Origin of the sequence: Candidatus Phycosocius spiralis (assembly GCF_030158815.1) — a bacterium.
GTDB lineage: Bacteria > Pseudomonadota > Alphaproteobacteria > Caulobacterales > Aquidulcibacteraceae > Aquidulcibacter > Aquidulcibacter spiralis.
Genome location: NZ_BPFZ01000005.1, coordinates 157,218 through 182,159, shown reverse-complemented (window position 1 = coordinate 182,159; position 24,942 = coordinate 157,218). Strand labels below are relative to the sequence as shown.

General features: G+C 50.7%; 28 protein-coding genes, 1 tRNA gene and 1 pseudogene. 12 read left to right on the top strand and 18 right to left on the bottom strand.

Translation table 11 applies throughout. The features are described 5' to 3' along the window. Positions 1 to 568 precede the first annotated feature (568 nt). The 7 genes from PsB1_RS05820 to infA all read right to left on the bottom strand — a co-directional run bounded on the left by PsB1_RS05820 (position 569) and on the right by infA (position 5,266). Complete coding sequence (locus tag PsB1_RS05820; RefSeq protein ID WP_284359694.1) at positions 569 to 916, bottom strand: YMGG-like glycine zipper-containing protein; 348 nt, start codon at positions 914 to 916, stop codon at positions 569 to 571. 909 nt (positions 917 to 1,825) lie between these two features. After that, on the bottom strand, positions 1,826 to 2,158 hold the full coding sequence (locus PsB1_RS05815; RefSeq protein ID WP_284359692.1) for a hypothetical protein: 333 nt from the start codon (positions 2,156 to 2,158) through the stop codon (positions 1,826 to 1,828). A 919-nt stretch (positions 2,159 to 3,077) separates the two neighbouring features. Continuing rightward, a tRNA-Phe gene (locus PsB1_RS05810) sits at positions 3,078 to 3,153 on the bottom strand. Positions 3,154 to 3,173: 20 nt separating this feature from the next. Next, entirely contained in the window at positions 3,174 to 3,362 is a 189-nt protein-coding gene (locus PsB1_RS05805) for a DNA gyrase inhibitor YacG (protein ID WP_284359690.1), read from the bottom strand. Beyond that, positions 3,359 to 4,453, bottom strand: a complete 1,095-nt coding sequence (locus PsB1_RS05800) for a ribonuclease E/G (RefSeq protein ID WP_284359688.1) — start codon at positions 4,451 to 4,453, stop codon at positions 3,359 to 3,361. The genes PsB1_RS05805 and PsB1_RS05800 overlap by 4 nt, the downstream gene beginning before the upstream one ends. Positions 4,454 to 4,455: 2 nt before the next feature. Beyond that, the gene (locus tag PsB1_RS05795) at positions 4,456 to 5,037 is read right to left on the bottom strand and encodes a Maf family protein (protein ID WP_284359686.1); all 582 of its coding nucleotides are present in this window, start codon (positions 5,035 to 5,037) and stop codon (positions 4,456 to 4,458) included. Positions 5,038 to 5,047: 10 nt separating this feature from the next. Further along, complete coding sequence (gene infA, locus PsB1_RS05790) at positions 5,048 to 5,266, bottom strand: translation initiation factor IF-1 (RefSeq protein WP_085339458.1); 219 nt, start codon at positions 5,264 to 5,266, stop codon at positions 5,048 to 5,050. 241 nt (positions 5,267 to 5,507) lie between these two features. Here infA and PsB1_RS05785 point away from each other — a divergent pair, with 241 nt between their 5' ends. Together PsB1_RS05785 and PsB1_RS05780 are read left to right on the top strand one after the other, a co-directional pair. Then, positions 5,508 to 6,284 carry a ferredoxin--NADP reductase gene (locus PsB1_RS05785; protein ID WP_284359679.1) on the top strand — a complete coding sequence of 259 codons (777 nt, stop codon included), beginning with the start codon at positions 5,508 to 5,510 and terminating at the stop codon, positions 6,282 to 6,284. A 43-nt stretch (positions 6,285 to 6,327) separates the two neighbouring features. Beyond that, positions 6,328 to 6,858 carry a dihydrofolate reductase gene (locus PsB1_RS05780; RefSeq protein WP_284359678.1) on the top strand — a complete coding sequence of 177 codons (531 nt, stop codon included), beginning with the start codon at positions 6,328 to 6,330 and terminating at the stop codon, positions 6,856 to 6,858. Positions 6,859 to 6,880: 22 nt separating this feature from the next. Here PsB1_RS05780 and PsB1_RS05775 read toward each other — a convergent pair whose 3' ends face one another. Then, a complete protein-coding gene (locus PsB1_RS05775; RefSeq protein WP_284359677.1) occupies positions 6,881 to 7,144 on the bottom strand; it encodes a hypothetical protein in 264 nt (87 codons plus the stop codon). Positions 7,145 to 7,381: 237 nt separating this feature from the next. On the opposite strand from PsB1_RS05775, the gene PsB1_RS05770 reads away from it, so the two are divergent. The 5 genes from PsB1_RS05770 (at position 7,382) to PsB1_RS05750 (ending at position 11,513) form a co-directional block, all read left to right on the top strand. Beyond that, positions 7,382 to 7,753, top strand: coding sequence for a RusA family crossover junction endodeoxyribonuclease (locus tag PsB1_RS05770; protein WP_284359675.1), 372 nt, complete (start codon positions 7,382 to 7,384; stop codon positions 7,751 to 7,753). Positions 7,754 to 7,902: 149 nt separating this feature from the next. After that, on the top strand, positions 7,903 to 8,796 hold the full coding sequence (locus PsB1_RS05765; RefSeq protein ID WP_284359674.1) for an ABC transporter permease: 894 nt from the start codon (positions 7,903 to 7,905) through the stop codon (positions 8,794 to 8,796). Next, positions 8,796 to 9,626: an ABC transporter permease gene (locus tag PsB1_RS05760; protein ID WP_284359673.1), complete on the top strand. Its 831-nt coding sequence runs from the start codon at positions 8,796 to 8,798 to the stop codon at positions 9,624 to 9,626. Before PsB1_RS05765 ends, PsB1_RS05760 begins: the two co-directional genes overlap by 1 nt. Positions 9,627 to 9,629: 3 nt before the next feature. After that, on the top strand, positions 9,630 to 10,757 hold the full coding sequence (locus PsB1_RS05755) for an ABC transporter ATP-binding protein (RefSeq protein WP_284359672.1): 1,128 nt from the start codon (positions 9,630 to 9,632) through the stop codon (positions 10,755 to 10,757). A gap of 9 nt (positions 10,758 to 10,766) precedes the next feature. After that, positions 10,767 to 11,513, top strand: a complete 747-nt coding sequence (locus PsB1_RS05750; RefSeq protein ID WP_284359671.1) for a gamma-glutamyl-gamma-aminobutyrate hydrolase family protein — start codon at positions 10,767 to 10,769, stop codon at positions 11,511 to 11,513. 486 nt (positions 11,514 to 11,999) lie between these two features. Here the strand turns inward: PsB1_RS05750 and PsB1_RS05745 are convergent, their stop codons facing one another. Then, positions 12,000 to 13,001, bottom strand: coding sequence for a 2-hydroxyacid dehydrogenase (locus PsB1_RS05745; protein ID WP_284359700.1), 1,002 nt, complete (start codon positions 12,999 to 13,001; stop codon positions 12,000 to 12,002). 202 nt (positions 13,002 to 13,203) lie between these two features. Between PsB1_RS05745 and PsB1_RS05740 the strand changes: the two genes are divergently transcribed. The 3 genes from PsB1_RS05740 to fabB all read left to right on the top strand — a co-directional run bounded on the left by PsB1_RS05740 (position 13,204) and on the right by fabB (position 15,583). Beyond that, a complete protein-coding gene (locus tag PsB1_RS05740) occupies positions 13,204 to 13,740 on the top strand; it encodes an SH3 domain-containing protein (RefSeq protein WP_284359670.1) in 537 nt (178 codons plus the stop codon). A 101-nt stretch (positions 13,741 to 13,841) separates the two neighbouring features. Further along, positions 13,842 to 14,357 (top strand): bifunctional 3-hydroxydecanoyl-ACP dehydratase/trans-2-decenoyl-ACP isomerase, encoded by a 516-nt coding sequence (gene fabA, locus PsB1_RS05735; protein WP_284359699.1) that lies wholly within the window; start codon positions 13,842 to 13,844, stop codon positions 14,355 to 14,357. An 11-nt stretch (positions 14,358 to 14,368) separates the two neighbouring features. Beyond that, complete coding sequence (gene fabB, locus PsB1_RS05730) at positions 14,369 to 15,583, top strand: beta-ketoacyl-ACP synthase I (protein WP_284359669.1); 1,215 nt, start codon at positions 14,369 to 14,371, stop codon at positions 15,581 to 15,583. A gap of 142 nt (positions 15,584 to 15,725) precedes the next feature. On the opposite strand, the gene PsB1_RS05725 is transcribed toward fabB, so the two are convergent. Both PsB1_RS05725 and PsB1_RS05720 read right to left on the bottom strand, forming a co-directional pair. Beyond that, positions 15,726 to 16,070: a P-II family nitrogen regulator gene (locus PsB1_RS05725; RefSeq protein ID WP_284359668.1), complete on the bottom strand. Its 345-nt coding sequence runs from the start codon at positions 16,068 to 16,070 to the stop codon at positions 15,726 to 15,728. A 162-nt stretch (positions 16,071 to 16,232) separates the two neighbouring features. Then, positions 16,233 to 16,952, bottom strand: coding sequence for a class I SAM-dependent methyltransferase (locus PsB1_RS05720; RefSeq protein WP_284359667.1), 720 nt, complete (start codon positions 16,950 to 16,952; stop codon positions 16,233 to 16,235). Positions 16,953 to 16,993: 41 nt separating this feature from the next. Here PsB1_RS05720 and gloB point away from each other — a divergent pair, with 41 nt between their 5' ends. After that, a complete protein-coding gene (gene gloB / locus PsB1_RS05715; protein ID WP_284359666.1) occupies positions 16,994 to 17,761 on the top strand; it encodes a hydroxyacylglutathione hydrolase in 768 nt (255 codons plus the stop codon). Then, positions 17,761 to 18,222 carry a cupin domain-containing protein gene (locus PsB1_RS05710; protein ID WP_284359665.1) on the top strand — a complete coding sequence of 154 codons (462 nt, stop codon included), beginning with the start codon at positions 17,761 to 17,763 and terminating at the stop codon, positions 18,220 to 18,222. The genes gloB and PsB1_RS05710 overlap by 1 nt, the downstream gene beginning before the upstream one ends. Here the strand turns inward: PsB1_RS05710 and phoB are convergent. The 7 genes and pseudogenes from phoB to PsB1_RS11930 form a co-directional block, all read right to left on the bottom strand. Then, positions 18,219 to 18,908 carry a phosphate regulon transcriptional regulator PhoB gene (gene phoB, locus PsB1_RS05705; protein ID WP_284359663.1) on the bottom strand — a complete coding sequence of 230 codons (690 nt, stop codon included), beginning with the start codon at positions 18,906 to 18,908 and terminating at the stop codon, positions 18,219 to 18,221. The two genes, PsB1_RS05710 and phoB, sit on opposite strands and share 4 nt — an antisense overlap. Positions 18,909 to 18,921: 13 nt before the next feature. Further along, positions 18,922 to 19,644: a phosphate signaling complex protein PhoU gene (gene phoU, locus PsB1_RS05700; protein WP_284359661.1), complete on the bottom strand. Its 723-nt coding sequence runs from the start codon at positions 19,642 to 19,644 to the stop codon at positions 18,922 to 18,924. Positions 19,645 to 19,663: 19 nt separating this feature from the next. Further along, positions 19,664 to 20,509 (bottom strand): phosphate ABC transporter ATP-binding protein PstB, encoded by an 846-nt coding sequence (pstB, locus tag PsB1_RS05695; protein ID WP_420887882.1) that lies wholly within the window; start codon positions 20,507 to 20,509, stop codon positions 19,664 to 19,666. A 5-nt stretch (positions 20,510 to 20,514) separates the two neighbouring features. Further along, the gene (gene pstA / locus PsB1_RS11840; RefSeq protein WP_320412719.1) at positions 20,515 to 22,344 is read right to left on the bottom strand and encodes a phosphate ABC transporter permease PstA; all 1,830 of its coding nucleotides are present in this window, start codon (positions 22,342 to 22,344) and stop codon (positions 20,515 to 20,517) included. Further along, a complete protein-coding gene (pstC, locus tag PsB1_RS05680) occupies positions 22,337 to 23,749 on the bottom strand; it encodes a phosphate ABC transporter permease subunit PstC (protein WP_284359660.1) in 1,413 nt (470 codons plus the stop codon). Before pstC ends, pstA begins: the two co-directional genes overlap by 8 nt. Before the next feature lie 171 nt (positions 23,750 to 23,920). Further along, positions 23,921 to 24,538, bottom strand: coding sequence for a sensor histidine kinase (locus tag PsB1_RS11935; protein WP_420887883.1), 618 nt, complete (start codon positions 24,536 to 24,538; stop codon positions 23,921 to 23,923). Beyond that, positions 24,517 to 24,772 (bottom strand): annotated as a pseudogene (locus PsB1_RS11930) (histidine kinase dimerization/phospho-acceptor domain-containing protein); the annotation flags it as partial. The pseudogene PsB1_RS11930 and the gene PsB1_RS11935, both read right to left, overlap by 22 nt. Positions 24,773 to 24,942: the final 170 nt, after the last annotated feature.

The following is a 24,942-nucleotide window of genomic DNA, read 5'->3' as shown; positions in this document are numbered from 1 at the left end:
TTCTGCTGAGCAGTCGGAAGATTTTATCAACCAAGCACAAAGAAATGGTACGCGCTTGAGCAAGGTGGGCCAATGTTGGCCAGGACAAGGCCTGACTATATCTTATTTAGGGCAAGTAATTCAACCCTTTTAAACGCGTGTCTCAATCCAAATAGGGTAAGATGACCAATAATGACTTATTGAAAAGGTATTGTGTTTCTTGGTCAACATCCAAGAGCTCTAAAAGATCATTTAGGTAATGCCGTTAAGCAGGTCATGGGAAGACATGAAAGCAACACAAGTGATACGACTACGCGGAACGAATTCAATACCGCCGACGCCTTAGTGTCCCTGTCTTCTGAACATGCCCAGCCTAAGATCTATGATCTAAGATGGTTTGGGGCAGCTGCCCTATGTGCTAAACCCTGCTCACGACTTGGCTAATTGGCGTTGGCCATGACAAGCCCGCCGCACCCAATCATGCAGCAAATACACAGATGCAACCAGTGCGCCAAGTCAGGTCTAGGAACAGATCAGCAAGCTAATCGTCTACGCACTTGGTGAAGATGGAAATCTTATATGATTTGCCTTAGCGAGGGCTTTGATCCTTAGCCCAACAGGTCCTGTCAGTCCCAGGGACAGGATAATAAAACGCACCACTTTGATCGCGAATAAGCTCAGGATTACGCACATTTTGACACTCTGCCCGGCGCTGGTCGAGGCTGTAGCCACGCACTGCCCCAAGCGCACCACCTGCAAGTGCACCAATGGTTGCCCCTTTTTTAGCATCACCATTGCCAAGATTATTGCCCAGTACAGCCCCAGCTAAGGCACCGATCGCTGCCCCACCCCCGGCGTTACGTTCAACATTACCCGTTGTGGTACAACCACCTAGTAGGAGAGTGACAGCAAGAATTTTGATGGTCGCATTGGTCATTCTAAACTCCATTGAACAAGTTGGGACTAAGCAATTGTGGGTGGTGTTAGAGGCAGCTACGTCTGGCTGCAAAACCATCACAAGATAGATAACACAGCTTAGGCATATAACAAGATCACCGCAATCTCAACCCCAGAAACAATTATTGTAATCAATCATGGAAAAATGTGCGAACCATCCCGGCTGCTAACAATCAGCACCTATCAAGATGCTATGGAGCTGACCCTAGCGTGATCATGTGCGAATAGATCCTATTGGGTATTACTTCGCTGATCCAGTCAAGTTTCTCATCAGGTCACTATTGTTGGTGCTGTGTGGGTTGTTTTTGGCCGCGCGGCCTTCATCACACTATAACCAAGATTTGGCCCATTTACCCAGCTAACTTCGTGCTTACGCCCACCAACACAATCGCGAGGTTGCACCGAGCAATCCCTATCATTTGAAGCCAAGGAAGTTTGTGTGTGTGATTTGATCGTCCTAAAGGCCTAAGGGGGGCGTCGAGAACTTAAGGTCTCTGACCAGACCAATGTTTGATGGGAAAAGACCGATCCCGTGTCGATCTTAAGCCCAGTCATCCATCCAACTCGACTTCCAAGATATAGGATAGCTCAATGAAAGGGACAACATAGGCGGTAATCGGCTCAAGATTCTTGTGGTATGCGTGCGGTCAAAGCTGAAGGATGAAGGGGCACAATGATTGGTAAGCTTTTCTGGGCGCTGTTGCGCATGTCAATCTGGAACGGACCTAAAGTTATTAAGCCGGGCATCACAGGTGAAAGTTGAAGTTGAAATCAACAGTAGACGTTCAAGATTAACCTCTATCTGCCCTGTTCACTTTCTTGCTTTGATGTTTATAAAAAAGGTCTGATCTCAACAAGGGCAGATCAAAAACTCCGATTGATTTCAACATCAAGGCTTAGTCACTATGACGATGCCACCAATCGGGCCTTTGGGAACACGTTCAAGTAGCGGGCCATCGGTTACAGTCTCGATCCGAGCCGGGGATATGGCTTGGCTGACTAAGGTTTGTTGAACTACGCCAAGTCGCTCAGCCACGATGTTCGGCGGGGCAGGTAGTCCATCGTCCCCTGAAACAGCAATGAGAACAATCGTTTGATCGGCGCATATATTGAGTCTACCCGCAAGGCGAACAAGTACCTCTCGTGCAGATTTGGAAAGCTTCGCCTCGTGCGCACTGAAATAAATTCGGCTTGCCTCATGTCGGCAAATTGAACTGCCCATGGTGATCATGGTTAGAGGTGGGGGCGACTGCGCAGACGGCGCTGATGGCGCTGATGGCGCTACCGTCCTTGGTTGATTGGCTTGGTTTGGGTTGAGGGCGCAACTGGCAACCAAAAAGCTAGCCAGTGGGTAAACCATGAGCTGTAGCAGCTGGCTATGGTTTGTTCGGGGTCTGGGTAGTGTGTTCATAAGCTATACCGCCTAGCTAATTGTGTTAATTCAGTTTTTTACGTCGTGCGCCTTGATGGACATGAGAGATTTATAGATTTTAGATTATACACACTTTAAGGCCTTCTGGCACCCTGATTGACGTTGAGCACGTGTTGCCATCTCCATCGCGCCGCTACGAAAGGTATAATCATCATGATAGGATTTTATCATTCTGACAAAAACTAAATTATGACAATATCTACATTCTGGATTTACATTCTGGCAAAATCCATGCCCTCAGCCCGCTTATATCGCCTTCATCTCTAATCTGCATCGCCCCGTACAAAGTTGGTTTACGACTTGATCGGCTTGAGTTTGAGCCAAGAATGGATTTGTCAGCAGCCTTGACGACAAATCACCACAAAACCAGCTTTGGGCAAAGGCCTTCATGCAAGGGCTTGGCGTTTTATTTCACACGTGTTTACCACAGGGCAGAAAAACTGGTCTTAATCGCATAAAACCAAATGAGATTTCCAATCTATAGTCTCATGCCGGTATGAAACGCGGCTCGAACCGTAAAGCGGTTCGCAAGGCCGACTGGCCGCCGGCACCAATGTGGCGCCCCGTCGGAGCGCCAATAGCGCGTAAAGCTAAATCCTAACCGGTATGAAACGCGGCTCGAACCGTAAAGCGGTTCGCAAGGCCGACTGGCCGCCGGCACCAATGTGGCGCCCCGTCGGAGCGCCAATAGCGCGTGAGACATAAAAAATGGTGCCCGGAGCCGGGATCGAACCAGCGACACGCGGATTTTCAGTCCGCTGCTCTACCGACTGAGCTATCCGGGCAACTTGTCGGGACGCGGGATTTAGCGGATCAGATTGCCTGTGTCTATTGGTTCGCCTGCATCGTTTATGCCATTATCTTCCTCATGAACAGGAATAGCATAAGAGGCGTTGAGCCAGCGGCCCAAATCAAGGTCGGCGCAACGTTTCGAGCAAAAGGGGCGATAGGCGTGCTCGCTTGGCTTGCTGCATTCAGGGCAGGTGCGGCTCATTGGATAACAACCTCGCAAGCGCTTTGGCCTGGGCGGCCTAGGCGCAACTTATAAGTGCCGCCAAGGGTGTCAACCACTTCTTGACGCCACCCAATCTTATCGGCTTCTAGAAACGCCAAGGCGGCTGCGGGGGCAAAGAGGGTCACTTCGCGGCCTTTGGCTTGGGTTAGGGCAGCGCATAGGCGGTCAATGCCCGCAATGGCAAGTGTTTCCGCTGTAGGCTGGCCATAGGCATCCAGACAAATGTCGGCCAAGGCTTGGCGGCGCTTTTGACGGGCGATTTGAGCAATGCCAAAGCGTGATACGGCCAAGACTTCGGTTTTGGGGGCCACAACGCCCCCATTTTTTTCTGCATCAAAAGCGCTGATTAAGGCTTTGGTCAAAGCCTCTGCATCGCCTTTGCGGCGTGGGCCACTAAAATCGACACATATAAGGCCACCAAGGCCTCGCAAGCGAATTTGGCGCACAATCTCTGGAATGGCGGCAAGGTTGAGGCTGCGGGCAAATCGGGCGGCATCGCTGCCCCCGATATCGCGGCTGGCACTATCCACATCAATAGCGGTCAGCGCTCTGGTGCGCTCTATGGTCAAGCGCCCACCCCCGGCAATGGGAGCATCAAGCTCTAGCGCCGCCTCAAAGGCGGCATCCATCCGCTCAATCTCATCCTCATCAGCTTCTCTGGGCTCGCCTGGCCAACCGTGCCAAGGCGAGGCATCTTCCAACAAGGCTGGGCAAGCGCCGGCAGGTGCAGGACCCTCATAGGCTAAGGCCGGGCCCTTGCCGCCTTCGGCTTCGCGGACGATGCGCACAGCAACCCCTGCCCCGACACGCAGCTCTGCATCGCGCTCACGCCCAAATGGGGCAAAAGCTGGCTCACCGACACCAAGGTCCACAAAAGCGCCACCAATGCGGCTATCAATCGCCGTGACGCGTCCGGCATAGATTTGGCCCCAACGGACGCGCGTCTCCTGTGTCGACCACCGCTCCAACCGCAATTCCACGATCCGGTCGCGATCGAACAATGCTAAACGTAACTCACCGATACGCTCGTGAATGACGATTTGCCGAGTAGGTGATTTAGCACTTTTCATTCCTAGCCAGTCTCAATACGACGCCGGTAGCCAAAGCCCTCAACCAAGCATACTGTCTCATAGAGAGGTAGGCCCATCACGCTCTCCCAAGAGCCTCGCAAGGTGGTACAAAAGGCCCCGGCAAGCCCCTGAATCCCATAGCCACCCGCCTTGCCCATCCATTGACCGCTTTCAAGATAGCCCGACAGTTCCAGCGCACTTAAGCGCTTAAAATGCAGGCGCGTTTCCACCGCGCGGCTGGCGGCCTTGGCACCCAATTGGACCCCAATAGCTGTGATCACCTTATGATTGCGTCCTGATAGCAAGGTCAAGCATTCTAATGCCTGTTGGCGCGTTTCTGCCTTCGGTAAGAGCCGCCTGCCGACACACACCACCGTATCGGCCGCTAAAACCAGTGCAGTTGGATGGCGGCTCGCAACCGCTTGGGCTTTCTCCTTGGCTAAACGCAGAGCGAGCGCACGACCTGTCTCGCCGGGCAGAGGTGTTTCATCCAAATCGGCGGGATCAATGGCATCGGGAACAATCCCAATTCTGGCGAGAAGTTCCTGCCGACGTGGCGAAGCGCTCGCCAATATAAACTTCATGAGCGCATCATTACCGGAAGCGATAGGTGACCCGGCCCTTCGTTAGGTCATAGGGGGTCATTTCTACCAACACTTTGTCGCCTGCCAGCACCCGAATGCGATTTTTGCGTAATTTCCCTGCCGTATGACCGATAATCTCATGTTCGTTTTCAAGTCGGATCCTAAATGTGGCGTTTGGCAGAAGTTCAACCACAGTTCCTTGAAATTCGAGCAATTCTTCTTTTGACATTTGGGCTCCCAGCCGCAGGCGATGGATTGAGCTGACACATCAGCTTTAAATTGGCTCTATAGTCCGTTTTGGGGGTAAAAAGCCAGTAGGGTGGATGTGCAAACCCTCAAAGGCTGTTTGAGCGCCGATTTGGTGCAGTTCAATTGATGACTTCTGCCAGTTTCTTTTGAGTTTGACTTGCGGCAAGTGCATTTTACGCCCATTTGACCAAATCGATCCCAAGACCAGAGAGCCCATAATCGTGTCTGCCTTTACCCAGGAAAGCGTGCTGGCTGTTCAGCATTATACCGACCGCCTTTTCCGCTTTCGTACCACTCGTTCGCCTGCATTTCGTTTTAAATCCGGTGAATTTGTGATGATGGGTCTTGAGGTCGATGCAAAGCCTTTGGTGCGGGCCTATTCGATTGCCAGCCCCAATTGGGATGAGGAGTTGGAGTTTTACTCCATCAAAGTTCCAGATGGTCCACTCACATCGCTTCTATGCGACATAAAGGTCGGAGACTCTGTTTTGGTAGGTCGTAAGCCTGTGGGCACTTTGGTGCTAGACGCGTTAATCGGTGGTGATCAACTCTACATGGTATCGACAGGCACTGGCATTGCCCCTTTCGCCAGCCTCATCCGCGACCCTGAGACCTATGAGCGTTTCGGACAAGTTATTTTGACCCATACATGCCGCACCGTGGAAGAGTTACGCTATGGGATTGAACTTGTGGAAAGCTTAAAACAAGACCCGCTGGTTGGCGAGTATTGTAGCACGGGCCGCCTAATCCATGACACCAGCGCAACGCGTGTCCCTTACAAACATCAAGGCCGCTTTCCAGCGCGCGTGCGTGACGGGAGCTTCTTTACCGATCACGGCCTAAAGCCGTTCAACCCTGACCGGGATCGGGGCATGATTTGTGGGTCCATGGAAATGTTGGCCTCGTGCAAGGCCGTGTTTGAAGAGGCGGGCTTTAGCGAGGGCTCAGTTAGCCAACCTGGCCAATATGTCTATGAAAAGGCGTTTGTAGGATCATGATGTCCATGCCGCTTCTGTCGCACCCACATATCGGACCAATGTCATGACAATAATACTTAGCCTGATTGTGGCACGTGGCAGCAATAATGTCATTGGCGTTGATAATGATCTACCATGGCGCTTAGGGACGGACTTAAAGAATTTCAAAACCTTAACTTTAGGCAAGCCCGTAATTATGGGCCGTAAGACGTGGGAATCAATTGGGAAAGCATTACCTTATCGCCCCAATTTAGTCATAACGCATGACGATCAGTTTAAAGCGGAAAGTGCCACCGTGTGGTCAAATCTGCCCCTTGCAATCGCGGCAGCCAAAGCCATGGCACACACCACCGGGGTAAAAGAGGTTTGTGTGATTGGGGGTGGGCAGATTTATGCCGCGAGCCTGCCTTTTGCCGATCGTCTCTATGTGACAGAAGTCGATGCAGCACCAAGGGGGCATGTCTTTTTTCCAGCTCTTGATGAGGCCAAATGGACCGAAATCAGTCAATTGCACTTTCCGGCTGGCCCAAAAGATGATCATGCCTTTGTTCTACGTAGGTTTGATCGTCGGACCGATATGGCAAAAGCTTCATGATAAGGGTCAAGTGCTTAGCAGCTTATTTATGACTTTGGGCAGCATAGAGCTTGAGAATTTGCACTATGGCCGTGTCATGTGAGGTTAGGCTGCCTTCATCTAGTTCCTCTTGCAAGGTTAAACTATCAATTTCAGCTTGCAAAGCCTTGGAAAGCTTGACTTTGAGCATTGGGTCGTGGTCGCTCAGTACGTCCCACAAGGTGCGGGTAATCCGCAATGCCACATCGGCATCAATGCGAACACCCATTAGTTTTGTCTGTTCTTCCTGCGTTGAAGATTTCGGCACAGTCTGCCTCCGGTATAGTTTTAAGTATTCACATGGTAAAAAATATGAATGTATATTTGTAATTACCACCTATACATGTTGGAGTATTGATAATTCGTTGCGCGTTTCCTGTGAAGTTTCGATCTCATTGCCGATAGATATCAATGGGTCTGAATGGGGAGCTTGGTTGAGGTGAATAGCTCCTAACTGGGTCCACTTTGAATTAAACGCACGCTTGATTTAAATGGCAGCATGGACATGCATGGCTCTCAATCGCCTTGGAAAGGCAGTGGCGCAACCAAGGGCCGTATTATTGGCGGCATGTGCGAATTTGTGATCCATGAAGTCACCACTCAATCGCGTATGTACAAGAAAAAACTCGATCAATTGTTGCGAACTGAGCTCAAAATTCGCCCGCGGTATGGTGAGTTTGAAGTGGAAATTATGGTTGATGTCCATGCAGGCTATCCAGCGATCGATCTCGATAATGTCGCCAAAGCTGTGTTAGACGGTATCAAAGGTGCAGTTTATTTCGACGACGCCCAAGTGATGCGCCTATTGGTGGAAAAGCGGTGGGCGGAGGTTGAATGCGTCCGGGTGAAAGTTTGGTTGCGGCAAGATTGCAACTGAAGCGGCCTTACACATCATGTGATCCAGCTACATTTTGTTACAACAAATTCAGTTTGTTACAACAAATTCAGTCGAAATAGGTCATCAGCTCTCGACATATACGCAACGATAGGATTGAATTAGGTCTCAGACGCAGTTTGAGGGCGAAGATGCGAGATTGGCGGGAGGATAAGCGCTTTTTCTGGGCAACAATGCTGCTACCGACTGCTTGGTTCCTTCTTTTTTTCGTAGTCCCTATGGCCATGGTTTGGGCCTATTCGGTCGGTGAGAATGTTGGCCCTGTTGATGTTGCCATCATCGGCACGTTTGCCAATTATGCCAAAGCTTTTTCCCCTGAAGTGATTAAAGTCATGTGGGATTCGATTTGGCTCTCACTATTAACCACTTTGATTTGCCTCGTTTTAGGATTTCCCGTTGCGCTGGCTATGACATTTGCAGATCAAAAGCAAAAAACTTGGTTGCTGCTTTTGATCATGCTACCCTTTTGGACCAATCTGTTAATCCGCACCTATGCTCTGATCGCTGTGATGCGGACTTCGGGGGTGATTAATACCTGTTTAGCCGGGGTTCATACCCTTTTGGTCCACACAGGCCTACCACTGGCCCCGTTTGAGCCTTTGCCCTTGCTTTATAACAAATTCGCCGTTGTAGTTGGCCTTGTTTATGTGCACCTCCCTTTTATGGTGTTGCCGCTTTATGCTGCATTGGATCGATTGGATAAATCCTTGATCGAGGCAAGCCTAGATTTGGGTGCCAGCCATATAGAAACCATCCGCAGGATCATCGCACCTTTGGCAGCACCAGGCATTGCCGCTGGGCTTGTCATTACCTTCATTCCGGCTCTGGGCGCTTATTTAACACCGGATCTATTAGGTGGCCCCGATGATTTAATGATCGCAAGTTTGATTGAGCGACAATTTAAACGCGCCAATGACTGGCCATTTGGTGCCGCTTTATCCTTCATCTTGATGTATATTACGCTTCTGTTTTTTGCGATCCGCGCCTTTATGGGGCGCACTGGCGGCAAGGTTGGGGTTCACTAATGCGCAAACGCAGATCTCGCGCGCCCTTGGACTATTTGGGTATGCCTGCCATGAAGGCTTGGTTGGCAGGTGTGTTCGTATTTCTATACACGCCCTTGTTCATTTTAATTATGTTCAGTTTCAACAACAGCAAGGCCAATATTGTCTGGAAGGGCTTCACCTTCAAATGGTATGTGAAGGCATTTGAAAACACCCAATTGCGCGAAGCTTTGTTCAATTCCCTTTTGATTGCGGGTTTATGTACCGTGATTTCCTTAGTTCTTGGGGCTTTGATGGCCTTTGTGTTTTGGCGGTTTAAGTTCCCATTTAAGGGCACACTTGAAAGTGGTATGAGCCTACCGATCGTCGTGCCGGAGATTTGCTTTGGCGTCGCGGTTTTATTATTTTTTGCCAGAATTGGCTTTCCAACCGATCTGCCCTATCCATTTAATCTAACCCAAATCATTTTGGCTCATGTTACATTTTCATTTCCATTTGTTGGGGTTGTTGTCCGTGCGCGGTTGGAAAGCTTTAACAACGAACTCGAAGCGGCGGCTTTGGATTTAGGTGCATCACCTTTTCAAGCGTTTCGGGACGTCATCATACCCCATATGTACCCAGGCCTGATCGCAGGCGGGCTTTTGGCTTTCACCTTATCTTTGGATGACTTTGTGATTACGTTTTTTGCTTCAGGCCCTGGGACAATTACCTTCCCGGTTAAAGTTTATTCCATGGTGCGCTTTTCGGTGACGCCCGAAGTGAATGCTGCTTCTACCATCATTATCTTGATCACTGTGCTGGCAACCATATTGGCCCTGCGTGCGCAGACACGACCCGCAAAAGAGACATGAACAATGCGTGAAAACGACACCATCATCAAAATTGAAAATGTGACCAAAAAATATGGCAAAGTTACAGCAGTGGACCAAATTACATTGGAAATTCCGCGCGGTGAATTCTTCGCCCTTTTGGGTCCATCAGGTTGCGGGAAAACCACCCTCCTAAGGATGCTTGCGGGCCTCGAAATGCCCAGCGAAGGGCGAATAATCATCGATGGTTCCGATATGTCAACCATCCCGCCTAACAAGCGCCCGGTCAACATGGTTTTCCAGTCCTATGCCGTTTTTCCCCATATGAGTGTTTTTGACAATGTCGCTTATGGCTTGAAATTTGATCAAGTTGCTAAAGCGGATCAATATGGACAGGTAATGGCGGCACTGGCAGATGTTAAGCTGGATCATCTTGCTGAACGCAAACCCGATCAATTGAGTGGCGGCCAACGCCAGCGCGTTGCCTTAGCACGCGCCTTGGTAAAAAAACCTAAAGTCCTGCTCTTGGATGAACCCTTAAGCGCCCTAGACGCCAAATTGCGCGAAGCCATGCGTTTTGAATTGGCGGAACTGCAAGACCAAATTGGTATTACCTTCGTAATGGTCACCCATGATCAAGATGAGGCTTTGGCCATGGCCTGCCGCTGTGCGGTGATGGATCGTGGGAAACTGATGCAAACTGCTACCCCCTCTAATCTCTATGAGTTTCCCGCCAATAAGTTCGTGGCGGACTTCATCGGCAACGTCAATCTGTTTGAAGGCACGCTGGAAATTGATGAACCAGACCATGCCATCGTGCAGTCAGATGCATTGGGTGGGCGGATCTTTTTTGACCATGGTGTCTCTGGTGCTGGTGGCGAAAAAATGTGGGTCGGCATCCGACCCGAAAAAGTCGAAATCCTCAAGCGTGAAGAGGGGAGCACACCACCAACACCCGAAGATGTCCCCGCTGGTTGCAATGTCGCTGCGGGTACCATACGACAAATCTCTTATCTGGGCAGCGAAAGCGTATATCAAATCGATTTGTTCAATGGCCGCACGATGCAGGTATCGCGCCCCAATCTATCACGTTGGGATCAAGAAGACTTCACATGGGATGATCCAGTATGGTTGCGCTGGCATGGCGATAGTCCCGTTTTATTACAAAATTGAGATTTGACTATGACTGCCCGCCCCATTCTCGGCATGATATGTTGTCAACGCCATGTCGGCACCGAATATGCCCAAGCTGTAATGGAGCGCTATTTGTATGGTGTTAGCCCTTATGTAGATGCCATCCCCATGTTGATCCCTTCACTGCCCGATTTTGCTGACGCCGAAATCATCGCCCATCGATTGGAAGGATTGTTATTAACTGGCTCCCCTTCAAATATGGAACCCCATTGCTACGGCGAAGTAGTGGAAGACGCACCCGGCCCATTTGATCCCAAACGCGATGAGATGGCAATTAAACTGGCCGATGCCATGTTGAAACTGGGTAAGCCCGTGTTTGGGATTTGTCGTGGATTTCAAGAACTTAATGTGCATTTTGGCGGTACACTGCGCCGCGATCTATCCGATCCAGCCCGCGCTTTTCAACATCATGCGCCCGACGGGGTGAGCTTTGACGCCATGTTTGACCATACCCATTCCGTGACGCTTGAGGAAGGTGGCACGATCCTGGCAGCAATTGGCAAAGCCGAGATCGAGGTCAATTCGGTGCATTATCAAGGTGTGGACAAGTTGGGTACCGATCTGCGCGTCGAGGCCCGCGCGTCCGATGGCGTGGTGGAAGCCTTTTCCAGCACAGCGCGCGGCGGCCCAGTGCTTGCTGTGCAATGGCATCCCGAATGGAAACCTGAAGCCCATGAAAACAGCCGCAAACTCTTCGGCTTGATGGGGCGGGTGCTGCGCGGTGGGACGCTTTAGGGCGGTATAGTACGACAGAACTATACCAACCTATATAAGACCATGTCGGCTGTGGCTTATGTTACATGTACCGATTTTTCCGCAGTCTAAGCCTCGTAAAGCACGTGCTCGAGTTTGAGTGCACAAGATTTATAAACAGGGCTTCAAGGCAAGCGGAGTGCAGCCTTTAACCGGTCTAAATGTTTTGGCTGAGCTTAAACATAAGCAACCTAGGGGATGGTGGGACTTTGTGACATCACATGAATGGAATGCATCTCACGGCGCGAGGTTCATGCCTATATAGGATTATAACGGCGCAAGATTGGAGTGCGCTCTTACCCCTAACCCATTGGGGTCGGCCACGAAGTCGACCGATTGAAGAAAGGGCTCAAACGGATTGAAGCACGTCTAGGAGGCCCCAAAGGCCACCCGCTTAGGAATTGAACCCCCTCACCCTCGCCCCCTAAAGGGCGCGAGTTTGCAGGAGTGCCACGCACCCCATATCGCCTACAACATCGCAGGAATAACCCGATCAGGCGGCTTATGGCCGTCCAAGAATGTCTTGATATTGATGATGACTTTTTCGCCCATTTCGGTGCGGCTTTCCATGGTTGCTGAGCCCATATGGGGCAGCAACACCACATTGGTAAGCTTCTTGAGCTTGGGATTTATCGTGGGCTCATGTTCGAACACATCAAGGCCAGCTCCGGCCAATAGTCCCTTATCCAACATGCGCGCCAAAGCAGCTTCGTCGATCACTTCTCCGCGCGCGGTGTTGACCAGATAGGCGCTGGGCTTCATCAATTGGAGACGCCGTGCAGAGAGCAAGTGGTAGGTTGCGGGCGTATGGGGGCAATTGACAGAGATGATGTCCATGCGCGACAACATTTGATCAAGGCTTTCCCAATAGGTCGCCTCCAATTCTTGCTCAATTGGGCTGGGAACTTTACGGCGGTTATGGTAATGAATTTGCAGGCCAAACGCCTTGGCCCGGCGAGCGACTGCTTGACCGATCCGCCCCATGCCCACAATGCCTAAGCGTTTCCCAGCGATCCGCCGACCTAGCATCCAGGTGGGCGACCAACCCTCAAAACCATCCGCACTGACTACCCGCACCCCTTCAAGCAGTCGTCTAGGAACCGCTAGTATAAGGGCCATGGTGATGTCGGCGGTATCATCGGTCAACACGCCGGGTGTATTGGTCACAGTTATTCCACGCGCGATGGCGGTCGCGACATCAATATTATCCACGCCCGCGCCAAATTGGGCAACCAAGCGTAAACGCTCGCCCGCCCGCGACAGCACCTTGCTATCAATCTTATCGGTCACGGTCGGCACCAGAACATCTGCACGGCCTACTGCATCCACCAATTGCTCATAGGTCATCGGCGTGTCGGTAACGTTCAACTCGGTGTCAAACAATTCCGCCATGCGGGTTTCAACCGCCTCTGGCAGTTTACGGGTGACAATCACTTTGAGTTTGGATTGGAGTGCTTTGGTTTGGGGCATAGGAGTGTGTAGCAAGGCCAAGACGGATCGCCAAGCGTCAAACCAACAATCTGTTTTAATCAGCTTGTGACGAAGCAGTTTCGCACAAATAGCTTGCATTTTCAGTGTTGAATTAAGGGGGTATTCACCTTCATCGGTCACAAAGAGGGGTATTCTTGTACAGAAAACCCACAAAGAAATTGATCGGGAATGACATAACGAGATGGGCACTTTAAATTCCATCCTTTGTTTGGCCATTTTGGCCATTATCAATCTTGCGGCAAGTATGGCCCACGCTGTTGGCTATCCTCCATTTAATCGCCTAGCTGGTGAGACGCCCTCGGGGCAGCCAGTGCCGCGATTTGTCTCACTCAAATTTACCACCATTAATGCCCGCATAGGTCCCGATACGGCCTATCCGGTACGCTGGGTGTATAAGCGTAAAGGCTTGCCCGTCCGTGTCATCGCCGAAACCGACGATTGGCGCAGAATTGAAGATTCAGATGGTGCGGTCAGTTGGGTGCACAAACGTATGTTGGATGGTCGCCGTACCGGCATTGTTCGCCCAGCTCGCGACATGCGTGTCGCCATGCGCACCATTCCAAACAGCGATACACGGGTTGTTGCTTGGGCTTCGCAAGGGGTTGTTGTTGAAATTACAGAAGAACGACCCGGTTGGCGGCAAGTTAAGGCAGGGCGTTACAAAGGCTGGATACCGGCAAATGAGCTTTGGGGTGCTGACAATTCGCGCCTTCGTTAAGTAAAAGTGAGCTTGGCGAAACTAGGCCGCCCATGCTACCCACTCGGTGCAACCATATGTAACAGGACGGCATCTCTTTGACGCATAGCCCCGACACCGCAGTGCCCGCACGCGAATCTTCCTATCGATATGAGCAGTTAATCGCCTGTGGTGAGGGTAAATTATTTGGCCCAGCCAATGCGCAATTGCCGTTGCCCAACATGCTGATGATGGATCGGATCACCTCGATTACAGAGGAAGGCGGGGCCCATAACAAAGGTAGGATTGAAGCTGAATTAGAGGTGCATGCTGGGCTATGGTTTTTTGATTGTCATTTCCGTGGCGACCCAGTTATGCCAGGTTGCTTAGGGCTAGACGCCATGTGGCAATTAGTTGGTTTTTATTTGGGTTGGTCAGGTTTACCTGGAAAAGGGCGCGCGCTTGGCGTTGGGGAAGTCAAGTTTTCAGGCCAGATCACCAATCAAGTGAAATTGGTGCGCTATGAAATCGACATCAAACGCGTTTTTAAATCCCGGCTTGTGTTAGGCGTTGCTGATGGTCAAGTTTTAGCCGATGGCAAGTCTATTTATTCGGCTAAAGACTTGCGTGTTGGTCTGTTTCAGCCTGATGCCTTATAAGGATGAATCCCATGCGTCGTGTTGTTGTAACTGGAATGGGTATTGTGTCGTCGATAGGCAACGATGTGGCCCAGGTGACCCAAAGCCTCCGTGCCGCACAATCAGGCATCACTTTTGCACAAGAACATGCTGATTATGGTTTTAAATGCCACGTCCAAGCCAAGCCAGACTTAGATTGGGAAGGTTTAGTGGATCGTCGGGCTGCCCGGTTTTTATCTGAAGGCATGGGCTGGGGCCACATTGCCATGGAGCAAGCCATTACCACATCAGGACTTGAGCCCGATGAAATCAGCAACGAGCGTACGGGTATTATTGCTGGATCGGGTGGGCCCTCAACACGTGCCATTGTGGCAGGTGCTGACAAAACCCGCGAATATAACTCCCCTAAACGGGTTGGACCATTTGCCGTCCCCAAGGCGATGTGTTCGGGCATATCAGCCGCCTTGGCGACTTGGTTTAAGATCAAAGGTGTCAATTATTCGATCAGTTCAGCCTGTGCGACCAGCGCCCATTGCATTGGCAATGCATATGAAAGCATTGCTTGGGGCAAGCAGGATGTGATGTTTGCCGGGGGGTGCGAAGATTTGGACTGGACCTTATCGCTTTTGTTTGATGCCATGGGGGCTATGTCATCCGCCTATAATGACACCCCTAGTAGGGCATCGCGCGCCTATGACAAGAACCGCGATGGCTTTGTGATTGCGGGCGGGGCTGGCATGGTGGTCCTTGAAGATTACGAACACGCCAAAGCGCGGGGTGCAACTATGTATGCTGAACTCACCGGATATGGCGCAACCTCGGACGGATTTGATATGGTCGCCCCATCGGGGGAAGGGGCGGTGCGTTGTATGCGTCAGGCATTGGCGATGTCTGGTCATCGCAAGGTGGATTATCTCAACCCACATGGTACTGCGACACCGGTAGGGGACGCCAAGGAAACTGCTGCGATCCGCGAGGTTTTTTCAAAGCAGGTACCGCTGATTTCCTCCACCAAATCCCTGACCGGCCATTCTTTGGGGGCAGCAGGTGCTCAAGAAGCGATTTATAGCATCTTAATGATGCAAGCGGGATTTGCGTGCGAGAGTGCACATATTGATGAAATCGACCCCGATTTTGAGGATTTACCGATCTTACTGGCACGAAAGGATGTTGAGATCGAAACGGTTATGTCGAATTCTTTTGGTTTTGGCGGCACCAATGCAACTTTAATGTTCTCAAAAATCTAGAGCCTGATTATCGCAATGCTTTAAGATGCGCTGTGAACATCATGCCCACAAAGAGCTGTATTGGCCATGAATGCGGCCAAATAAACTAAGGCTAGCAAGGAATAATTTTACCCCCGCCAAAACACTTGAATCGGTGGGGGGGCTAGCTTGCGATTGCTGCCCCATCTTTCTCACCCGTGCGTATGCGCAAAGCCATTTCAACATCGACCACAAAGATTTTACCATCGCCTATCTTGCCTGTATTGGCTGCTCCGGCAAGAGATTCAACAATTTTATCGACCATGTCATCAGTCACAACAGTTTCAACTTTCACTTTGGGTAAAAGCTTTACTTCATATTCAGCGCCGCGATAAACCTCAGTCTTACCCTTTTGACGACCATAACCACGCACCTCAGTCACCGTGAGCCCCGAAATACCAGCTTCGGTGGCAGCGTCGAGCACCGCATCTAAGCGGCTTGGTTTGATAATCGCCGTGACAAGCTTCATCCTATTTCCCTCACTTTGAAGACAGTCCCTTAATGGCCGGGACCCAGTATTCCATGCAACACTAGATTAGACAATCAGTTGTTCTTGTGACCCGCTCGATCTGAGAGTGTCTGCCCAGCATCATAAACGCATAAACTTTGAGCTGGAAAATCAGAATCTGCCTCAAAAACGTGCGCGCGCTGGTTGCGCCAACAAGACGCGACGTCCTCCTTTAGGTAGAGTGTCAGCATAGAGCCTCTTCACAGCTTCAACCAGAATAACCCCGCCCAAGGCTGGCCATGCCCGTTCACCTAAGCTTTCCCACGTTTCTGCAGCTCCACCCGTGGTCATCGACCATGGCAGTGGTGGCCCATAGAGGGCACGCGACCAGGCGACAGGTTGAAACATCGCCTCAGTCAAAAGGCGTGCTACTTGTGACCGACTATAAGGCATACCGTGACCAAAGGGATTTGCCTCGGCGCGTGCCCACACACCACTGCGGTTGGCCACCATGATCATCAGACGACCTTCGGGTGCTAAAAGGCGCCAAATCTCTCTTAACAAAATGCGCGGATTTTCGGCTTCTTCTAAAGCATGCACGCATAGGATGCGATCAAACAAGGCTTCTTGGAAAGGCATCCGATCTTCATCGCCGATACAGGCCAAATTGGGCCCACCCGATGGCCAGCGCTCCACCCCTTGGGTGGCAGGCATCAAAGCGATCACGCGGCGTGCGGTGGGCAGCCACGCATTGAGATATGGCGTGGCATAGCCAAGGCCCATGACGTCCAAACCCGCACAATCCCCCCAAGCATCCACCATACGCCGCCCAGCCATGGTCGCTGCGGTTTGGCCCAATGAGCCAGCATAGAAACTTTGTAAGGCAAGGACATCAAGGCGCATAAGGACTAGGATAAACCAGTTTTATTGATTAAAGGACAGCCATGCTCATCATACACATGTTTGCTTGCCTATCGGACAATTATGGCTTTTTGATCCAAGACCAAGCCACGGGCAAGGTGGCTGCCATCGATACACCCGATGCGGAACAAATAATGACAGAAGCCAAAACATTAGGCTGGTCGATTGACCAGATCTGGAATACCCATTGGCACCCCGATCATGCAGGTGGCAATCAAGCCATCGAAACAGCGACGGGGGCAATAGCACTTGGTCCAAGCGAAGTATCCGCCAAGATCAGCCCGCTTAGTCACATTGTCGAGCCAGGCGATAGTGTGACCCTCGGTGAAAGCCGCGCCCGCGTGATCGATGTTGGTGGGCATACATTGGGGCATATTGCCTATTATTTTGAAGCCGATGCAGTAGTTTTTGTCGGCGATGCTATGTTTGCACTTGGATGCGGACGCTTGTTTGAAGGTAGTGCGTCGCAAGCATGGGACAGTTTAATGCGCTTGATGGCTTTGCCTGATGAAACAATGGTTTATTGCGCGCATGAATATACTGCCGCTAACGCGCGCTTTAGCGCTACCCTTGAAATGGATAACCCTGCTCTGACAAATCGTTTAGCCGAGATAGCGGCCTTACGCGCAAAAAACTTGCCCACAATTCCAACTACCATCGGGCTGGAGCGCGCTACAAATCCCTTTGTTCGGGCGAATCTGGCAAGTCTGCGCCAAGCCGTCGGCGCAAGCCCACATGCGCCCGCCTATGAAGTGTTTGGTCAGATCCGGCTTTTAAAGGATCATTTTTGATGGGGCGGGCCATCAATTGCGATTTATCCGCCAGCGAAATCATCGCTTTATTGGCCATGGCCCCCCATCGTGAAGGTGGCCATTATGTACAAACGTTTCGCGATCCAGAAGGGGTAAATGCTCGGGGCCACTCGACCAGCATTTATTTCTTGCTTCAAGCAGGTGAGATATCGGCTTGGCACAAAATTGATGCCAGTGAGCATTGGTTTTGGCATGCTGGCGGACCATTGGCGCTCAGCATCTGTGTGGATGGGCAACGTGCCTATGGACAGCACTTGGGGCCCGATTTGCGTGCTGGACAACGCCCCCAAGCCGTTGTACCCGCTGGTGCGTGGCAGACGGCCGAAAGCTTGGGTACATGGACGCTGGTCAGCTGTGTGGTAGCACCGGGCTTTAGCTATGAAACCTTTGAGCTCGCCCCACCCGATTGGTATCCGGGCAAGCCGTTTAAGGCGCTTTAGCCTGCTTTATCTAACGCATAGCCTGCAGAGCGGACGGTGCGAATTGGATCGGCTTGATCCAATTCATTTAAGGCCTTGCGTAGGCGCCCGACGTGAACATCCACGGTACGAGCTTCCACATAGACATCTGAACCCCAAACAGCATCTAACAATTGCTCACGTGAGAATACGCGCCCTGGATGTTGCATGAAATAGTCCAGCAAGCGAAACTCAGTAGGGCCTAAATGCACATCACGACCTCCACGCTTGACTCGGTACGACACTCTGTCAACTATGATATCACCAAAAACTAAGCGATCATCAGCTAGGCCTGGACGTATACGGCGCAATACGGCGCGCACCCGCGCCAATAACTCTGTTGTTGAAAAGGGTTTTGTGACATAATCATCCGCTCCCATATCAAGCCCGCGGATCCGATCACTTTCCTCACCACGTGCAGTCAACATGATAATTGGAATATTGCGTACATCAGGTTTCGCCCGTAACCGTCGGCATACTTCAATGCCTGGAATTTTGGGTAGCATCCAATCGAGTATAACAAGGTCGGGCATGCGCTCGGACGCCATCATTAAAGCTTCTTCACCATCACTCGCAACTCCGACGTGATAACCATCTTTTTCAAGATTATAGCGTAACAATGTTGCAAGTGCATCTTCATCTTCAACGAGAAGGACGTAAGGGGTCATGAGTTGCTCCTGACTAAGCAGTGGCGGGGGGTGGAAGGGATATGGGCGGCAAAGCAGCGTCAACGGCTTTAGGCCGGTCGGTTCCGATGTCTTCGCCCGTTTCAAGATAATAAATGACTTCAGCCATGTTTGTGCAATGATCACCGATACGTTCAATATTTTTTGCAACAAACAATAAGTGCGCGCCGGGACCAATCATCCGGGGATCTTCCATCATATAGGTCAATAACTCACGAAACAGCGAGTTATAGTGCTCGTCGAGTTCTTCATCCTGCATCCATACCGACACAGCGCCAGCAACGATTTGCGAGGTCAAAGTATCGAGAATTTGCTTCAGCTGCTTTACCGCGATCTTGCCCATACGCTCGACGCTTCGGGTCAAAGCAATCGGCTCAAACTCTTGAATATTTAAAGCGCGCTTAGCAATGTTTTTGGCAAGATCGCCGATGCGTTCTAATTCCCCAGCCAGTTTCAGAGCAGCAACGGTTTGGCGCAGATCGCGTCCCATTGGCTGGCGTAGCGCTAAGAGGCGCATGATTTTTCGCTCAATTTCACGCTGAAGCACATCAATTTTCTTGTCGCCCTCAATCACGATGCGCGCCAAGTTTGCATCGCGGCGCGCGATGGCTGTCACCGCATCGCCTAAAGCTTGCTCAGAAAAACCACCCATGCGCGTAAGGTCAGCGCCCAAGGCTTCCAATTCTTCGGTAAATGCACGCACGGTATGTTCTGTCATCGCACTTTGCTTTCTAGTCTCAGCCAAATCGGCCGGTGATATAGTCTTGGGTTCGTGTATCGCGGGGATTGGTAAAAATCTCGTCGGTACATCCGGCTTCAACCAATTTACCCATATGAAAAAAAGCCGTGCGTTGGCTCACTCGCGCGGCTTGGGCCATGGAATGGGTGACGATGATGATACAAAAATTCTGTCTTAACTCGTCGATCAATTCTTCAATTTTGGCTGTTGCAATGGGATCAAGCGCCGAACAAGGTTCATCCATCAAGATTATTTCTGGATTAACAGAAATGGCGCGGGCAATCACCAGACGCTGTTGCTGGCCGCCAGATAGGCTCGTACCGGGTTGATGTAGGCGGTCTTTGACTTCTTCCCAAATACCAGCTTTGCGCAAGCTTTGTTCAACGATACGTTCCAAGCTTGGCTTATCATGAGCAATACCATGAATACGTGGCCCATAAGCGACGTTTTCAAAGATCGATTTTGGGAAAGGATTTGGCTTTTGAAACACCATACCCACAGAGGCCCGCAATACCACAGGATCAACCGCGCGATCATTGATATCGCGACCATCGACTTGTATCGATCCTTCAACTTTACAAGATTCGATGGTGTCATTCATGCGATTGATACATCGCAAAAAAGTTGATTTACCGCACCCTGAAGGGCCAATAAAGGCTGTCACCGATGCGTCGGGGACATCGATAGAGACATCAAACAAGGCTTGTTTGGTCCCATAAAACACATTGATGTCACGTGCACGTACCTTGGCAACGGCGTCAGGCAGAATGCCTGTTGTTTGTTGCGCATGGCCGAGGCTTGTTCCGCTTTGGCCAACAGAGCTTGATTGAGAGAAATTATTCATCGATGTTACCACCTGCGCTCGAATTTACGGCGCAAAAAAATCGCAACCGCGTTCATCAAAACCATAAAGAAGAGAAGGAGCAATATAGCCAATGCCGTGCGCGGCTCCCAAGCCCGCTCGGGTCGCCCAGCCCACATGAAAATTTCAACCGGTAAAACGGTCGCAGAGTCGGTGAAGCTGGTTGGCACATCGGCGATAAAAGCGACCATACCGATCAATAAAAGGGGTGCAGTCTCGCCCAAGGCGTGCGCCATCGCCAGAATAGAGCCCGTCATGATCCCAGGCATTGCCAAGGGCAAAACATGGTGGAAAATCGCTTGCATTTTGGAAGCCCCCACACCCAAAGCTGCTTCGCGAATCGAAGGTGGCACGGCTTTAAGGGCCGCGCGCGAGGCAATGATAATGACAGGCAAACTCATCAATGTCAGGACCGTTCCGCCGACGATGGGTGCAGAGCGGGGCATGTTCAAGATGGTCAAAAAAACTGCAAACCCCAATAGACCAAAGACAATGGAGGGCACGGCGGCAAGATTATTGATATTGACTTCAATAAAGTCCGTTATTGCATTTTTGGGTGCAAACTCTTCCATGTAGATTGCAGTCGCAACACCAATCGGAACTGCGGTGACAAAGGTTATAAGCAAAGTCAGAATCGTGCCCACCAAAGCAGACAAAATACCTGCAAGTTCCGGCTCATTGGAATCTGATCGGGTAAAAATCGTGGTGTTAAAGGCAGCACGTATCACCTTGTCTGCCTGAAGTTGGCGACCAAAAGCAATCACTTCATCGGACACAACGCGGTCATTTTGGGGTGTAGCGATTTGAACGGTCTGCCAAACCGGGCTCGTTGCTAAATGAGCTGGCCCAACGATACGAATACCTAGTGCCGAACCAGGTGCAATCGAAGTCAGTTTATAGGTGGTTTTACCAATTTCCACTAAAATGCTGGGCTTGTCGTCATTAAGCATTATATCCCCGCCCTGCCCTTTCATGGCATTTTGATAAGCCAAAATCGTAGCGCGATCCTGATCGATTTCCCCGCGCAAGGTATCAACCAGCGTTTGGGCTTCATCGGCTAAGGTTTGAGTTGCTATGATACCCTCTGCGCCACTGGCTTTGAGCTGGATAGCCTGCGCTTTAAGGGCGGCCGATTGGGGGAGAGCGACTTCAAGCCTATGCTCCTTAGCTGCTAGGCCTGTTAGCAAGGAAGCGGTCGCGGATTTGAGGTCTTGGCGCAAATTGGCAACCGGCAGGGCAAAAGGCTCACCAAAACCTGAAAGCTTGTAAGTGCCATCTGCTAAAAGGGTTGAAGTCAAAGGTGTTGAACCCATGCTCAGTCGGGTTTTACCGTAAGCCCCCTTGAGAAACAAATCCAAATCGTCATTTATGGGCAATGATACATCAAGTGTTTTGCCAATCACACTGGGGTCAGCCGCGATGGTCCTCCCGATCGGTACCGCCGCCAACGATGTGACAATATCAAACAAATCATCAAGCTTGCCATCGGCTTCGGCGGTTGGAAAACGCTTCATCAAAGCATCTTGCACCAGACCATAAAAATTGCCCTCCGCGCGAATATCATCAGGGATACGCTTGCCAATAGGGTCGGCCTTTTGCGCCTGAACGTCTAACCGCAAATGAATGCGGTATTCTGTCAATGCTGGTATAGATTGGGTCAATACTGATAAGAGTAAGAGTATACAACCAATAATGGCTATGCTTACCATAGCAAAGCCAAACCAGCGGGAGCGGATTTCGGCACGGTGGCGGCGTTTGATCTGACGGTTGACCAAATCCCGCACCGCCGTGCGGGATTGGGTTAGGAGCTCACTCATAGTGCTCTCGATATTTTTGCACGACGCGCAGTGCAATGATGTTAAGAATAAGGGTTACGAAAAACAAGACGAATCCCAAAGCAAAGGCGGCATGGGTTTTAGGGCTGTCATATTCCTGATCGCCCGTTAGCAATGTGACAATTTGCACAGTCACCGTGGTCACCATATCAAGAGGGTTCAACGTTAAATTGGCATTTTGCCCAGCAGCCATGGTGACAATCATCGTCTCTCCCAGAGCCTTGGAAACGGCCAGCAATATCGATCCGACAATACCAGGTAATGCCGCGGGTATCACCACGCGACCGATGGTTTCAGACTTGGTTGCCCCCATCGCATATGAGCCGTCACGCAGGGCCTGTGGCACGGCATTGATCACATCGTCAGACAAAGAGGAAATAAAGGGAATGATCATAATGCCCATGACCAAACCAGCTGCCAAGGCACTTTGCGCTGACACGTCTAATCCCACAACCATCCCAGCTGACTTGATTAAAGGAGCAACTGTTAACAGCGCAAAAAAACCAAAAACGACGGTGGGTATCCCTGCTAGAAGCTCTAACACAGGTTTCACTATCGTTCGAAACCGCGATGAGGCATATTCTGAGAGATAGATGGCCGAACCCAACCCAACAGGAACAGCAATCGCCATGGCAATCAGCATGATCAGGGCAGTCCCAGCAAACAGAGGCACTGCACCAAAAGCGCCGGACTGGCCGATTTGGTCGGCCCGTATCGCAACCTGCGGGCTCCAGTGAGTTCCAAAGAGAAAATCAATAGGACTGTATGTGGAAAAAAACCTTAGGGTCTCAAATAGGAGTGATAACACAATTCCAATAGTTGTCAGGATAGCAATCCCAGAGGCCACAATCATCAAAGCCTGAATCCATGCCTCAACCGCATTTCGTGCCCGAAAATCGACGCTCAAGCGCGATCGCGCGAGCTTATAGCCAAGCACGGCTAAGGCCAAAGCCCCAATCCCAAAAGCCCAACTCAAATGGGTAGAAATCGACGCCATCGCCGCACCCGCAGCCAAAAGCTCCGGCGTTCGCTGACTGGGCACGCCACCAAAGGCAATCTTACCCGCATCGGCAAAAAACAGATCTAAACGCTCTTGGGGTAAAGCTAAAATATCAGGCGCTAGGGATTGAGACAGAAGCGACCGAATCATTGCTTGAGCCATCAGCTCATGCAACAACAACAAGGCCAGTGCCGGGACAACAACCCAAAGCACGACATACCAACCGTGATAGATTGGCAGAGAATTTAATCGGCTAAGTCGACCAGTGTCTTCACCCTCAATCATGGACAAGGCGTAAGTTGCACTGGTGTGCCAAGCCCAGATACCAAACATCACAATGATCCCCACAGCAAGCCAAGCTACGGGCAGATTAGCGAACATGTTCATCTCAATCCCGTCCCTATACCGACTGTTCAGATCATCTGTTGATCGGACTATTTAAGCCCTTGCTGAGAAGACAAGATTACATTTTTATGACACTTATATGACACACACTTGTGTTCAAACCCATTTGGCGTGCAAAGACCCTATAAATAGCTGATCTTGGCAGTATGGGAGTTATGGTGTCCCAAGATCTTGTTGCAAAGCTGCCTCATCACTCCAATTTGAACCTAGTTCGGCAGGATGTGGCAAATAAACAGAAAACGCTGTCCCTTTACCAAGCACACTCTCAACAACCAGCCCACCACGGTGGCGATTAACAATGTGTTTGACGATAGCTAGACCAAGGCCAGTCCCACTTTTGCCGGTGGCGGTTTCTTCAATGCGGTAAAACCTCTCGGACAATCTGGGCAAATGTTGGCGCGCAATGCCTGGCCCCTGGTCCTCAACGCGTAATGTACAATAAAGGAGATCATGCTCGACTTCTGGCGTGGTCAAGGGTAATCGCGCGCCACCCTGCCATTCGCGCATGGCTAACCGCAGAGCTGTTTCGCGGTCCTGCCAGCCGGACACAACAATTCGAACAATCCCGTCATCGCCTCCATATTTAAGGGCATTATCAATCAAGTTTGTAACAATCTGCTGAATCTCATCCCAATCACCAATGATCCAAAGCGGCTTTTGGGGGGCTATAACCTTGATTCTTTTTTGTTTAGAGGGGGGCAGACTTTCTACGATTTCTTGAATAGCAGCCCCAAAGTCAGAGCGTGCAGTGGGGGTGACATGTTCATTCAACTCAATGCGAGAAAGGCTCAACAGGTCCGAGATCAAACGGCTCATCCGATCTGCTTGAAGATGCATAATTTCTAAGAAACGTTCCCGCGCCTCACCATCATCCTTTGCCGGGCCTCTGAGGGTTTCTATAAAGCCAATGATTCCAGCCAAGGGGGTGCGTAATTCATGGCTTGCATTGGCTAAAAAATCAGCCCGCATGCGTTCAGACATGCGCGCTTCGGTTTCATCTTGAATGGATATCAGGACAAATCGTTGTTGATCCGCTTCAAAGGGGGCAATGAAAACCTTCTCATAACGGTCAATCGGGACCCTGCTTTCCAAGGACAAACTACGCGCAATCCCGCTTGCAAATACATCGTCGACCGCGTCGATCATATTAGGCCGCCGAATGATGGCACTAAAGC